Here is a 12,193-nt window from a genome sequence, read left to right on the forward strand (position 1 = left end):
CGCTGCGGCTAGGCGCGAGGCTCTACGACGACCAGCGTGCCGACGATCTTGTCGGCGAAGGTCTGGCGCTTGTCGTCCCACAGCGGCCACAGGTAGCCGATCAAGCAGAACCCGTCGAGGACGTGGAGCACCTGCCGAAGCAGCGCGACCGGGACGCCGACGGTGGCGGACGAGTCCTTGCGGACCAGCTTGATCCCGACGACACCCTTGCCGATGGTGTAGCCAGTGCGGCCCTGCTTGAGGACATGGTTCCAGACGGCGAAGCCGATGAATCCGAACCAGCCGACCGCGGTGACGAGGAGGCCGAACGCGGTGACGAAGAAGCCGGACTCCTGCGACAGCCCGCCACCCACCCCGGCGACCAGGTAGAACGGCAGCAGCAGCGCCGCGTCGATCAGCGCGCCACCGACCCGGCGACCCCAGGTCGCGAGCGGAGGGCCGGAGGGGACGTACGACTGTTGGGCCCAGGGCGGGGCCTGGGGCTGCGGTCCGCGAGCGGGGTCCTGTGGTGCGCCTGGCGGCGGCCCCGTCGGCGGGCCGAAGTTGGACATCTGGTGGGTCATCTCCTCGAGTGTGCTGACCTGCTGACCTGACCGACGTTCAATCTATCGGGTCACGCACGGGTTAGCCTGACCCTCATGGCTGGAGTTGCGAAGGCGATGGATCGGGCTCAGCGCCGGTTCCCGCCGGTCGCGTTCCCGATCGCCGTCCTCTACAAGTTCTACGAGGACCAGGGCAACAACCTCGCCGCGATCATCACCTACTACGCCTTCGTCGCGGTCTTCCCGATCCTGCTGCTCGCCTCCTCGATCCTCGGCTTCGTGCTGGAGGGGGACCCGAGCCTGCAGGAGGCGGTGCTCGACACCGCGCTCGCGCAGTTCCCGATCATCGGCGACCAGCTCGGCCGCAAGGAGCTCACCGGATCGACCAGCGCGATCATCATCGGTGGCATCGCGGCCCTCTACGGTGCGCTCGGCCTCGGCCTCTCGATGCAGAACGCGGTCAACACCGCCTGGTCGGTGCCGCGCAACAGCCGCCCCAACCCGATCTTCCTGCGGGTCCGGTCGCTGCTCATGCTCGCCGCCGGCGGCCTCGCCATCCTCTCGGTCACCGCGCTGTCGCTGGTGCTGAGCCGCACCGACTTCCTCGGTTTCAAGGCGGTCGACGTCGGCTACTGGCTGGTCATCCTCGGCACCGTCGTGATCGTCACCGGCATGCTCTGCGTCGTCTTCCGGATGGCGACCACACGAGACCACTCCCTCGGCCACGCGCTCCCCGGCGCGCTCACGTTCGCGATGCTGTGGCAGGTGCTGCAGTACTTCGGTGCCGAGTTCGTCCAGCACGTGCTCGCCGCCACCCGCGGCATGAACCAGACCTTCGCGCTGGTCCTCGGCCTGGTCGCCTTCCTCTACATCGCCGCGCTGATGGTGGTGATCTCGATCGAGGTCAACGTCGTCTACTCCCGTCACCTGTGGCCGCGTGCGCTGCTCACCCTCTTCACCGACGACGTCGACCTGACCGAGGCCGACCGCCGCGCCTACGCCAGCTATGCCCTCATGCAGCGCCACAAGGGCTTCGAGACGGTCGCGGTCACCTTCGACGGTCCCGACGGCAACACCCACGAGATCGTCATGGACCCCTCCTGGCTCCGCAAGACCGCGCGCCGGATCCGCCGCCGCGACGAGTTCAGCCGGCCGCTGCCGCCGACCAAACCGCCGCCCCCGGTGCCGCCGGGCAGGCTGCGCGCGGTGCCGCACCCCGACGAGGGCGAGCCGAAGCGGCGTACGCCTTAGGGCTTCCTCCGCAGCGGCACGAAGCGGTACCAGCCGTGGCTGCTGAGCCGTACCTTGCCCGTCGCGTTCCGCTCCACCAGCATCATCAGCCCGGCGACCGGGATCACCATGCGGCCGGGCGCGGCGAGCTGGTCCATCAGCTCGTCCGGCATCGCCTCGGCCTCGGCGGAGACGAGGATACGGTCGTACGTAGCCTCCCGGGGCCACCCGAGGACGCCGGGTTTCGCCTTCTCGATGCGGGCCCACGGCTGGTCGGTCGCCGCCAGGTTCCGGCGCCCGAACCTGACCAAGGACGGCTCCAGCTCGACCCCGACCACGCTGCCCTCGGGACCGGTCAGGTGGGCGAGCAGCGCGGTCGTCCACCCCGATCCGGAGCCGACGTCGAGGACCTTGTGTCCCGGCTCGACCTGGAGAAGACGGAGCATGTCGGCCACCGTCCGCGGCTGCGAGTTGGTCTGCCCGTGGCCGATCGGAAGCGGCTCGTCGAAGCCCGCGAAGTCCCGCTCCTCGGGCGGGAGGAAGCCCTCCCGGGGAATGGCGGAAAATGCATGGCGGACGGCGTCCACACGTCCAGTCAAGCACCGTAAGGTCTGCCCCATGACTGAGTCGCCTGAAACCAACGCTGAGCTCGTCCACCTCGATGTCGCCGACGGTGTCGCCACCATCACCCTCGACTCACCGGCCAACCGGAACGCACTCTCCCGCCAGCTGGTCACCGAGCTGTTCGAAGCACTGCACGCCGCCGACAAGGACACCTCGGTCAAGGCGGTCGTCCTTCAGTCGACGGGCACCGTCTTCTGCTCCGGCGCCGACCTCTCCGAGGCCGCGACGGTCCCGATGGAGGAGGGCACCCGCGGGATCGTACGTCTCCAGCGCACCATCGTCGCCCTGACCAAGCCCGTCGTGGCGAAGGTCCAGGGGCCGGTGCGCGCCGGCGGTCTCGGGCTCGTCGCCGCCGCCGACATCGCGATCGCCGCCGACACCGTCTCGTTCGCGCTCACCGAGGTCCGACTCGGCCTGGCCCCTGCCGCGATCTCCCTCTCGATCCTGCCCCGGGTCGACGCCCGCGCCGCCTCCCGCTACTTCCTCACCGGTGACAAGTTCGACGCCGCCGAAGCCGCCCGGATCGGCATCCTGACCGCCGCCGTCCCGGCCGAGAAGCTCGACGACGAGGTGGCCGCCATCACCTCCTCCCTGCTCGAGGGTTCCCCCCAGGGTCTGCGCGAGACCAAGCGCCTCATGGTCCGCGGCCTGGTCGAGCACATCGACGCCGGCGGCGAGGAGATGGCCGCCCTCTCCGCCCGCCTCTTCGGCTCCGACGAGGCCCGCGAGGCGATGACCGCCTTCCTGACTCGCAAGCGGTAGCCGTTTGGTGGCACCCGTGCCCCCATAGCCCCACGTCGGGGGTAGAGTTGTCTCCTTGCCGTGCGCCATGGGGGGCGCACGGCGGGTGTGGATCTTTGTGACGGGGGAACATCCAGTTGAACGACGAGCTGGCTGAGCGCGAGATCGCTCAGGAGCAGAGGTTCGTAGATCGTGTCTACCTCCAGCTGGGAGAGTCGGCGCGCGCTGCGCAGGAGCTGGCCGCCGAGGGCCGCGACCGTGGGCGCCTGGGGCACGAGGGCGGGCTCGTCGAGCGCGATGCGTTCGCCTTCCAGGCTGCGCGACGGATCGCGCAGCTCGACGCCGCTCATGAGGGGCTGGTCTTCGGCCGCCTCGACCTCGACCCGGAGCTCGACCCCGAGCCGCGCTACGTCGGCCGCATCGGTCTGCGCGACGCCGAGCGCGACTCGCTGCTGATCGACTGGCGGGCCCCCGCGGCGGCGGTGTTCTACCAGGCCACCGCGGTCGAGCCGAGGTCGGTGATCCGGCGCCGGGTCCTCCGCTCCGAGGGACAGACCGTCGTCGGTGTCGAGGACGAGCTGCTCGACGCCGAGGCTCTGCAGCGCTCCGGCGCCGACCTGCCGATCGTCGGCGAGGGCGCGCTGATCGCTCAGCTCAGCCGCGCTCGCGACCGCACGATGCACTCCATCGTCGCCACCATCCAGGCCGAGCAGGACAAGGCCATCCGGGCCCCCGGGAAGGGCGTCACGACCATCTCCGGTGGTCCGGGGGTGGGCAAGACCGTGGTCGCTCTCCACCGCGCCGCCTACCTGCTCTACACCGAGCGTCGCCGCTACGAGTCCGGTGGCGTGCTCATCGTGGGTCCGTCGGGCGTCTTCATGCGCTACATCGAGCGCGTGCTGCCGAGCCTCGGTGAGACCGCGGTCGCGCTGCGTTCGCTGGGTGAGGTCGTGGACGGCGTACGCGCGACCTGGCACAACGACCCCGCCGTCGCCGACGTGAAGGGCTCGGCCCGGATGGCGGAGGTGCTGCGCCGAGCCTCGCGCCAGCAGGCGCCGGGATCGCCTCGTGAGTTCAAGGTCTTCTACCGCGACGACTCGCTGCGCCTCGACGGGAAGCGTCTCGGTGAGCTGCGACGCCAGCTGATGAGCCAGGGCCGCCGCAACCAGCAGCTGCGCCGCGTACCCCAGATGCTTCTCGACATCCTCTGGCGTCAGGTACGCGGCGAGCGCGGTCGCGAGCGAGGCCGTGAGGTCTTCAACGACGAGATGCTCGACAACCCCGCCTTCCTGGAGTTCGCCGCCGCCTGGTGGCCGGCGCTGGAGGCGCGGGAGGTCCTCGGCTGGCTGCGTGAGCCCGAGTTCCTGGCTCGCGTCTCCGAGGGTGTCCTGACGTACGACGAGCAGCAGCTGCTCCTCAAGTCGTGGGCCGGCCGTGGGCTGACCGACGCCGATCTGGCCATCGAGGACATCCCGCTGCTCGACGAGCTGCGCTACGCGATCGGCGACATCCCCGAGCAGGTCGCCGACGAGCGTGACGCCGACCAGAGCGGCATCGACATCGCCGAGCTGATGACCGCCTCCGACCGTGAGTTCTCCTCGGGCCGGGGCTGGCGCCCGCCGACCTACCGCATCGACGACGACCCGTTCGCCCACATCCTCATCGACGAGGCCCAGGACCTCACCCCGATGCAGTGGCGGATGGTCGGTCGCCGGGGACGTACGGCCTCGTGGACCATCGTCGGCGACCCCGCCCAGTCCTCGTGGCCGGTGGCCGAGGAGGCCGAGGCCGCGCGGGCCAAGGCGCTCGAGGGCAAGCCGGTCCACGCGTTCCACCTGTCGACGAACTACCGCAACTCGGCCGAGATCTACGCCTTCGCCGCCGCCTACGCCGAGCGGGTCGGGCTCAACGCCGACCTGCCCACGGCGGTCCGCTCCACCGGCGTCGAGCCGCGGGTCATCGAGCACGCGGTCGACCTGGAGAAGGCCACCCGGGAGGCGGTCGGCGAGATCGCGGCCCAGGTCGGCGGCACCGTCGGCATCGTGGTCCCGGTCGCGCGCCGCTCCGACGTCAACTCGTGGCTCGCGTCGTGGACGGAGTTCGCGGCCGACGCTCCGTCGGCTGCCGCTTCTGCCGCCGACCCCACCTCGGTGCCCTCCGGCGAGGACCGCATCGTCGTCCTCACCGGCCTGGACACCAAGGGCCTCGAGTTCGACGGCATCGTCGTGGTCCGCCCCGACGAGATCGAGCGCGAGTCGGCCACCGGCCGCGCCACCCTCTACGTCGTCCTCACCCGCGCGACCCAGCTCCTCACGACCGTCTCCTGACGGCCAAATGCCGACTCGGCGCATCTGTCCCGAGAACGATCGCCGAGTCGGCGCATCTGTCCCGAGAACGATCGCCGAGTCGGCGCATCTGTCCCGAGAACGATCGCCGAGTCGGCGCATCTGTCCCAAACCGTTGAGACATCAGCGCCGACTCGGCGTGCTCCGGCGGGACATTTGCGCCGACTCGGCGTTTCGGGTCAGCCGACCGAGGGCTTGGCGTCGGCGGTGACCTCGACGCCCTCGGCGAACTCGACGAGCTGCTCGTCGGTGAGGTGGATGGTGTTCCACATCTGGATGACGACGGTGAAGTCGCGGTAGGCGTACTCGAGCATCGTCGCGCCGTCGGGGGTGGTGACGAGGGTGGCGGGTTGGCCGTTGACGGTGGTGTCGGTCGAGTCCTCGGCTTCAGAGGTGCTCGCCTCGAGGGTGACCACGATCTTGTCCCGGAAGTCGCTGATGGAGGACTTGTCGTCGGGGCGAGCGACGGCGAGGACGTACTGGTCGGAGCCCTGCAGCACGAAACCCTCGGGCACCTTCGCCACGGTGTAGCCGGGCATCTGGGTGCCGTTGTAGTCGACGAGGCGTACGTTGTCGGCCGCCTGGACCGTCGGGGTGCCGCCGTTGTCGGAGGTCAGGGCGATCCCGCCGAAGGCGCCGCCGACGGCGAGGGTCAGTGCCGCGCCACCGAGAGCGGCGCGCTTGATGCGGCGCCGGGAGAGGGCCTGGTGGCCACGGCGGAGGTCGGCGGTGGCATCTTCCGCCGGGACGGCCGGCGAGGAGGTCAGGCGGGCGAGGCGGTCGATCACGTCGTTCATCGGGAGTCTCCTGTCAGTTGGGTGGGGGTGAGCAGCGCCCGGAGCTTGTCCAGGCCTCGTGCCGTCTGGGACTTCACGGTTCCGGTCGAGCAGCTGAGCGCGTCGGCGACCTCGTCGACCGAGAGGTCGTGGACATGGCGGAGCACGACGGCCGCGCGCTGCCGCGGCGGCAGCTCGGCCAGGGCCGCGACCAGCTCGGGATCGACCATCGCCGGATCCTCGACCGGCGCCTCGGGCAACGAGACCGCGCCCTGCTCGCGCCGGAAGAACGGGCGCCTGCGGTGGTCGGTCAGGCAGTTGACCAGAGTGCGGCGGGCGTACGCAGCGGGCTGCTGGGACGCTCGCCCCCAGGCCAGATAGATCTTGACCAGGGTCGTCTGGACCAGGTCCTCGGCGAGGTGGGCGTCACCGGCGGTCAGCAGCCGGGCGGTGCCGACGAGCTGCGCTCGGTGGCGGCGTACGAAGGCCTCGAATTCGGCGTCTTGGGAACGTCTCACGCACAGTCAACGGATCGGGGGCACCGCGGGGTTGCACGGGGCCCACCATCCGAATCGAATGGGTCACGCGCGAGCGTGCGGATTAGGCTCATCCCATGACGACCCAGACGCCTGCCAAGACCGCGATCGAGGAGATCACGGGGCACGAGGCGTGGGCGATCATCCGGCGTTCCTCGCGGGCGGGTGATCGGGACACGGTCGGCATGCTGGCAGGCACCCGGTCGGTGGTCGAGTCGCTCCTCGACGTACCGCTCGAGGAGGGCACCCCGGAGCCGGGGAAGGTGGCCGACCGGCTGCTCGCGGTGCCGTTCCGGCAGGTCAGCGAGCGCGGCTTCGAAGCCCACGACGACGGCACCCCGCTGGTCGTCGTCGACGTGGAGCGCGAGTGGGAGTTCTCGGTCGCCGAGGTCATCGAGGCGCTTCCGGACGTGCCCGTCGAGTTCACCGACCGCGGTGGGTTCGACGTGGACGACGACACCTATGCCGACCTGGTCAAGACCGTCATCGAGGACGAGATCGGCCAGGGCGAGGGCGCCAACTTCGTGATCGGCCGCCACTACCGGGCCCAGCTCGACGACTGGAACCACGACCGCGCGCTCACCGTGCTGCGTCGTCTTCTGGAGCGCGAGCGCGGGGCGTACTGGACCTACTGCTTCTTCACCGGCGACCGCTACCTCATCGGCGCCTCGCCCGAACGGCACGTGAGCGTCCACGGCGGCGACGTCCGGATGAACCCGATCTCCGGCACCTTCCGGCTGCCGCGCGACCTCGAGGGAACGCCGGAGAAGATCGCCCACGACCTCAAGGGGCAGCTGACCGACTTCCTGAACGATCAGAAGGAGGTCTACGAGCTCTTCATGGTGGTCGACGAGGAGCTCAAGATGATGTGCGACATCTGCGACCAGGGCGGCCAGGTGCTCGGCCCGTTCCTGAAGCCGATGTCGCGGCTGATCCACACCGAGTATCTGCTGGCGGGCCGCTCGGCGCGGGACCCGCGCGAGATCCTGCGCGACACGATGTACGCCGCCACCGTCACCGGCTCGCCGGTGGAGAACGCGTGCCGGCTGATCAAGAAGTACGAGCCGGAGGGCCGTGGCTACTACGGTGCCGCCCTCGCGCTGCTCGGCCGTGATGAGTCCGGCGCCCCGACGGTCGATTCGCCGATCGTGATCCGCACTGCGGACGTGTCGCTCACCGGTGAGCTGAAGGTCAGCGCCGGCGCGACCCTCGTACGCGACTCCGACCCGAACTACGAGGTCGCCGAGACGCACGCCAAGGCCGGCGGCATCCTGTCGGCCTTCGGGCTGGTGCCGGCGGCTCCGGCACTCGCCCAGGACGTCTCCGAGCTGGTCAACGACGAGGACCTGCTGCTGACCCTGGCCGCCCGCAACCGCCGGCTGTCGTCGTTCTGGCTCACCGACCAGGCCGACGAGGAGCCCGCGGCCCACCTCGCCGGCAAGCACGCGGTCATCCTCGACGGCGAGGACGACTTCGTACGCATGCTGCGCCACATCCTCCGGGTCCTCGGCATGACGTCCTCGGTGATCCGCCACGAGGACTATGTGGACGGGGCCTTCTCGGGTGCTGATCTCGTGATCGTCGGGCCCGGACCTGGCGACCCGCGCGACGGCTCCGACCCGAAGATGGGCAAGCTCCGTGCCGCCGTGGCATCGCTGCTCGAGACCCAGCAGCCGTTCCTGGCGGTATGTCTCGGCCATCAGGCGCTGTGCCACCAGCTCGGGATCGGGCTGCACTACAAGGACATCGTCTTCCAGGGCACCCAGACGCGCGTCGGTCTCGGGTTCGGTGGGCGGCCGCGGCGTGAGCGGGTCGGCTTCTACAACACCTTCGTCGGACGGGTGGGGTCCACCGAGCTGCCCGCGGGGGTGTCGGTGGACGCCGACCCCGAGACGGGCGACATCCACGCCCTCTCCGGTCCGCACTACGCCGGCATCCAGTTCCATGCGGAGTCGGTCCTCACCGAGCGCGGCTACGACCTCATCCACGACGTCGTCAGCGACCTGTTGGCACAATGAGCGGCGTCGTCGTGGTCGATCACCACGACTCTTACGTGTGGAGCCTCGTCCACATGATCGCGCAGGTCACCGGGGCCCTTCCGGACGTCGTGGAGCACGACGAGGTGAAGCTCGGGGACCTCTCCGGCTACACCCATGTGGTCCTCTCGCCCGGGCCCGGCCACCCTGCCGACCCGGCGGACTTCGCGGTCGGGCGGGACGTACTCCTGGCCGGTGATCGGCCGGTCCTCGGCGTCTGCCTGGGCATGCAGGGGCTGGTGACCGCCTACGGCGGCGTCGTCGACCGGGTCGAGCCGGCACACGGCGAGGTCGCCCGGGTGACGCACGACGGTCGCGGTGTCTTCGCGGGGCTGCCATCGCCGCTCGAGGCGGTCCGCTACCACTCCCTCGCGGCCGTCTCGGTGCCTGATGTCCTGGAGGTGACGGCCCGCTCCGAGGACGGGGTCGTGATGGGCGTACGCCACCGGGTTCTGCCGCTCGAGGGCGTGCAGTTCCATCCCGAGTCGGTGCTTTCCCAGCACGGCGCGGAGATGGTCGCGAACTTCTTGAATCAGCAGAGCCTCGACCGACCGTGGCCGCGATGAGCGTCGAGGACCTCTTCGCCGAGGTGGCCGCCGCCCACCCGCGCTGCGTCTGGCTCGACGGCGGCGGCGCACGGGAGTGGTCGGGCAGCCGGTCCCTGATCGGCTGGCTGGAGGATGACGACATCTCCTTGACCTACTCCGCCGCGCGTCGTGAGGTCCTGCGTCACGCCGCCGGCCGGTCCGAGGTCGTCGGCGACGACATCTGGAAGGTCCTGGAGCGCGAGGTCGGCCCGGGGGAGCAGTGGTTCGGCTACTTCGGCTACGCCTGCCGTACGGATCTCCCGGCCGCTCCCTCGGTAGACGTCCCGGACGCCGTGTGGATGCGCCCGTCCCATGTTCGCCTCTTTGATCACCCGCTCGGGGTAGTCGGGGATCGAACGGTCGCTCTACCCGCCGGTAACCGACCGTCTGATCCCCGACTACCCGCCTACCGCGCCGCCTTCGAGATCGTTCAGGAAGCCCTCCGGGCCGGCGACACCTACGAGGCCAACCTGACCTACCGCACCACGGTCGAGGCCGAGGCCGAGGCCGACCCGGTGGAGACCTACCTGCGGCTCCGGAGCATCAACCCCGCCCCGTACGCAGGCTTCCTCCAGCACGACGTCGCGGACCACGCGGCGTGGCTGCTGAGCTCGAGCCCGGAGCGCTACGCGCTCATCGACGGCGACCGCACGATCGAGACGAGGCCGATCAAGGGGACGACCCCACGAGGTGCCACGGCAGAACAGGACGCCGCCAACGCTGAGCTGCTGCGTACCGATCCCAAGCTCCGCAGCGAGAACCTGATGATCACCGACCTGCTCCGCAACGACCTGGCGATGGTCTGCGAGCCGGGGACGGTGGAGGTGCCCGGGCTGATGCGGGTGGAGTCCTACCCGAGCGTGCACCAGCTGGTCACCACGGTCCGGGGACATCTCCGCGACGAGATCACCACGATCGAGGCGCTGCGAAGACTCTTCCCCGCGGGGTCGATGACGGGCGCGCCCAAGCTGCGCACGATGGAGGTCATCGAGCGCGCCGAGCGTGAGCTGGGCGGGCCGAGGGCGGCGTACGCCGGTGCTTTCGGCTGGATCTCCGGCGACGGACCCGCCGACCTGGGTGTCGTCATCCGCACCCTGACGACCCACGACACCCACACCTGGCAGATCGGCACCGGCGGCGGAATCACCGTCAGATCCGACGTCGCCGAGGAGGCCGAGGAGGCGCGGTTGAAGGCCGATCGGGTCCGCGCTTCCCTCGGCAGATGATCAAGCAGGTGAAAAGACGGCGACACCTTGAGACAGCGGCCGTTGTCTATTGGATCGTTCATAAAACGGGTACTACCGTGGACTCATCATGGCGACCATCGACGACAAAGCCCTGCCACATGTGATCGTGCTCTTCGGTGCGACCGGTGATTTGGCGCGCCGCAAACTCCTGCCTGGCCTGCTCAGACTCAACGAGGCCGGGCTGATGACGGACGCTCAGATCGTCGGCACATCGCTGGAGGATCTGTCCGACGAGCAGTTCATCGAGTTCGCTCGCGAGGCGTGCGAGGAGTTCGGGAAGGGCGACATCACCGACGAGCGCTGGGCGGCGTTCGGGGGGATGCTCTCCTACGTCTCGACCAAGGAAGGCCCGCACGCGCTCGCCGACGCGGTGAAGCTCGCCGAGAAGAAGCTCCAGGGGCTCGGCAGCGACGTGCGCCGTCTCCACTACCTCAGCGTCCCGCCCAAGGCCGCCCAGGACGTGATCCGCCAGCTCGAGGAGGCCGACCTCGTCGAGCGTGCCCGGATCATCATGGAGAAGCCCTTCGGCACCGACCTGGAGTCGGCCAAGGATCTCAACGCGAAGATCCACGAGGTCTTCTCCGAGGAGCAGATCTTCCGGATCGACCACTTCCTCGGCAAGGAGGCCGCGCAGAACATCCTGGCCTTCCGCTTCGCCAACGGTCTCTTCGAGCCGATCTGGAACCGCAACTTCATCGACCACGTCCAGATCGACATTCCCGAGACGCTGGGCCTGGAGGGACGCACCGCGTTCTACGAGAGCACCGGCGCCTACCGCGACATGGTCGTGACCCACCTGATGCAGGTGCTCGCGTTCATGGCGATGGAGCCGCCGACCTCGCTGGCTCCCGACCCGATCGGCGAGGAGAAGAACAAGGTCTTCCGTTCGATCCAGCCGCTGGACCCGCGCAACGTGGTGCGTGGCCAATACTCCGGCTACCGCGGCAAGAACGAGGTCGCCGACGACTCCGACACCGAGACCTTCATCGCGATGAAGGTGATCATCGACAACTGGCGCTGGGCCGGCGTGCCGTTCTTCCTGCGCACCGGCAAGAAGCTGGCCGAGGGCGCGCGGATCATCTCGATCGCGTTCAAGGAGCCGCCGCTGACGATGTTCCCGGCCAACTCCGGCGCCGGCACCCAGGGCCCCGACCACCTCACCTTCGACCTCGCCGACCAGTCGAAGATGTCACTGTCGTTCTACGGCAAGCGCCCCGGGCCCGGCATGAGGCTGGAGAAGCTCTCCATGCAGTTCGCCACCCAGGAGACGAGCTCCTCGACCGGCGTGCTGGAGGCGTACGAACGCCTCATCCACGACGCCATGCGCGGCGACCACACGCTCTTCACCACCGCCGAAGGCATCGAGACGCTCTGGGAGATCTCCCAGCCGCTCCTCGACAACCCTCCACCGGTACGCCTCTACGCCCCCGGCTCCTGGGGCCCCAACTCGATCCACCAGCTGATCGCCCCCCACGCCTGGCGCCTCCCGTTCGAGCGCTCCTGGCGCGAGACGAAGAAGCACTAGCCGC

11 protein-coding genes are annotated in these 12,193 nt (G+C 69.6%); 7 read left to right on the forward strand and 4 right to left on the reverse strand.

What is annotated here, in order from left to right:
* Window positions 1-8: 8 nt before the first annotated feature.
* Entirely contained in the window at window positions 9-563 is a 555-nt protein-coding gene (locus ACIA03_RS13915; RefSeq protein ID WP_396983331.1) for an RDD family protein, read from the reverse strand.
* 75 nt (window positions 564-638) lie between these two features.
* Here ACIA03_RS13915 and ACIA03_RS13920 point away from each other — a divergent pair, with 75 nt between their 5' ends.
* The gene (locus tag ACIA03_RS13920; protein ID WP_396983333.1) at window positions 639-1,793 is read left to right on the forward strand and encodes a YihY/virulence factor BrkB family protein; all 1,155 of its coding nucleotides are present in this window, start codon (window positions 639-641) and stop codon (window positions 1,791-1,793) included.
* On the opposite strand, the gene ACIA03_RS13925 is transcribed toward ACIA03_RS13920, so the two are convergent.
* Complete coding sequence (locus ACIA03_RS13925; protein ID WP_396983335.1) at window positions 1,790-2,371, reverse strand: protein-L-isoaspartate O-methyltransferase; 582 nt, start codon at window positions 2,369-2,371, stop codon at window positions 1,790-1,792. The genes ACIA03_RS13920 and ACIA03_RS13925 overlap by 4 nt on opposite strands.
* A gap of 19 nt (window positions 2,372-2,390) precedes the next feature.
* Here ACIA03_RS13925 and ACIA03_RS13930 point away from each other — a divergent pair, with 19 nt between their 5' ends.
* Together ACIA03_RS13930 and ACIA03_RS13935 are read left to right on the forward strand one after the other, a co-directional pair.
* Window positions 2,391-3,158: an enoyl-CoA hydratase family protein gene (locus ACIA03_RS13930; protein ID WP_396983337.1), complete on the forward strand. Its 768-nt coding sequence runs from the start codon at window positions 2,391-2,393 to the stop codon at window positions 3,156-3,158.
* Between the two features lie 116 nt (window positions 3,159-3,274).
* Window positions 3,275-5,464: a HelD family protein gene (locus ACIA03_RS13935; RefSeq protein WP_396983339.1), complete on the forward strand. Its 2,190-nt coding sequence runs from the start codon at window positions 3,275-3,277 to the stop codon at window positions 5,462-5,464.
* A gap of 197 nt (window positions 5,465-5,661) precedes the next feature.
* On the opposite strand, the gene ACIA03_RS13940 is transcribed toward ACIA03_RS13935, so the two are convergent.
* On the reverse strand, window positions 5,662-6,279 hold the full coding sequence (locus ACIA03_RS13940) for a hypothetical protein (RefSeq protein WP_396983341.1): 618 nt from the start codon (window positions 6,277-6,279) through the stop codon (window positions 5,662-5,664).
* Window positions 6,276-6,776 (reverse strand): SigE family RNA polymerase sigma factor, encoded by a 501-nt coding sequence (locus ACIA03_RS13945; RefSeq protein ID WP_396983343.1) that lies wholly within the window; start codon window positions 6,774-6,776, stop codon window positions 6,276-6,278. The genes ACIA03_RS13940 and ACIA03_RS13945 overlap by 4 nt, the downstream gene beginning before the upstream one ends.
* 95 nt (window positions 6,777-6,871) lie before the next feature.
* On the opposite strand from ACIA03_RS13945, the gene ACIA03_RS13950 reads away from it, so the two are divergent.
* The 4 genes from ACIA03_RS13950 to zwf all read left to right on the forward strand — a co-directional run bounded on the left by ACIA03_RS13950 (window position 6,872) and on the right by zwf (window position 12,189).
* Window positions 6,872-8,812 carry an anthranilate synthase family protein gene (locus ACIA03_RS13950; protein ID WP_396983345.1) on the forward strand — a complete coding sequence of 647 codons (1,941 nt, stop codon included), beginning with the start codon at window positions 6,872-6,874 and terminating at the stop codon, window positions 8,810-8,812.
* On the forward strand, window positions 8,809-9,396 hold the full coding sequence (locus tag ACIA03_RS13955) for an anthranilate synthase component II (RefSeq protein WP_396983347.1): 588 nt from the start codon (window positions 8,809-8,811) through the stop codon (window positions 9,394-9,396). Before ACIA03_RS13950 ends, ACIA03_RS13955 begins: the two co-directional genes overlap by 4 nt.
* The gene (locus tag ACIA03_RS13960; protein WP_396983349.1) at window positions 9,393-10,643 is read left to right on the forward strand and encodes an anthranilate synthase component I family protein; all 1,251 of its coding nucleotides are present in this window, start codon (window positions 9,393-9,395) and stop codon (window positions 10,641-10,643) included. The genes ACIA03_RS13955 and ACIA03_RS13960 overlap by 4 nt, the downstream gene beginning before the upstream one ends.
* Before the next feature lie 88 nt (window positions 10,644-10,731).
* Window positions 10,732-12,189 carry a glucose-6-phosphate dehydrogenase gene (zwf, locus tag ACIA03_RS13965; RefSeq protein WP_396983351.1) on the forward strand — a complete coding sequence of 486 codons (1,458 nt, stop codon included), beginning with the start codon at window positions 10,732-10,734 and terminating at the stop codon, window positions 12,187-12,189.
* Window positions 12,190-12,193: the final 4 nt, after the last annotated feature.

The sequence above is a fragment of the Nocardioides sp. NPDC051685 genome (assembly GCF_044453405.1).
GTDB lineage: Bacteria > Actinomycetota > Actinomycetes > Propionibacteriales > Nocardioidaceae > Nocardioides.

What these genes read in the sequence shown, in the direction of transcription:
- ACIA03_RS13920 (WP_396983333.1), top strand. Translation starts at nt 639, where the DNA reads ATGGCTGGAGTTGCGAAGGCGATGGATCGGGCTCAGCGCCGGTTCCCG.
- ACIA03_RS13955 (WP_396983347.1), top strand. Translation starts at nt 8,809, where the DNA reads ATGAGCGGCGTCGTCGTGGTCGATCACCACGACTCTTACGTGTGGAGC.
- zwf (WP_396983351.1), top strand. Translation starts at nt 10,732, where the DNA reads ATGGCGACCATCGACGACAAAGCCCTGCCACATGTGATCGTGCTCTTC.
- ACIA03_RS13960 (WP_396983349.1), top strand. Translation starts at nt 9,393, where the DNA reads ATGAGCGTCGAGGACCTCTTCGCCGAGGTGGCCGCCGCCCACCCGCGC.
- ACIA03_RS13940 (WP_396983341.1), bottom strand. Translation starts at nt 6,279, where the DNA reads ATGAACGACGTGATCGACCGCCTCGCCCGCCTGACCTCCTCGCCGGCC.
- ACIA03_RS13915 (WP_396983331.1), bottom strand. Translation starts at nt 563, where the DNA reads ATGACCCACCAGATGTCCAACTTCGGCCCGCCGACGGGGCCGCCGCCA.
- ACIA03_RS13950 (WP_396983345.1), top strand. Translation starts at nt 6,872, where the DNA reads ATGACGACCCAGACGCCTGCCAAGACCGCGATCGAGGAGATCACGGGG.
- ACIA03_RS13930 (WP_396983337.1), top strand. Translation starts at nt 2,391, where the DNA reads ATGACTGAGTCGCCTGAAACCAACGCTGAGCTCGTCCACCTCGATGTC.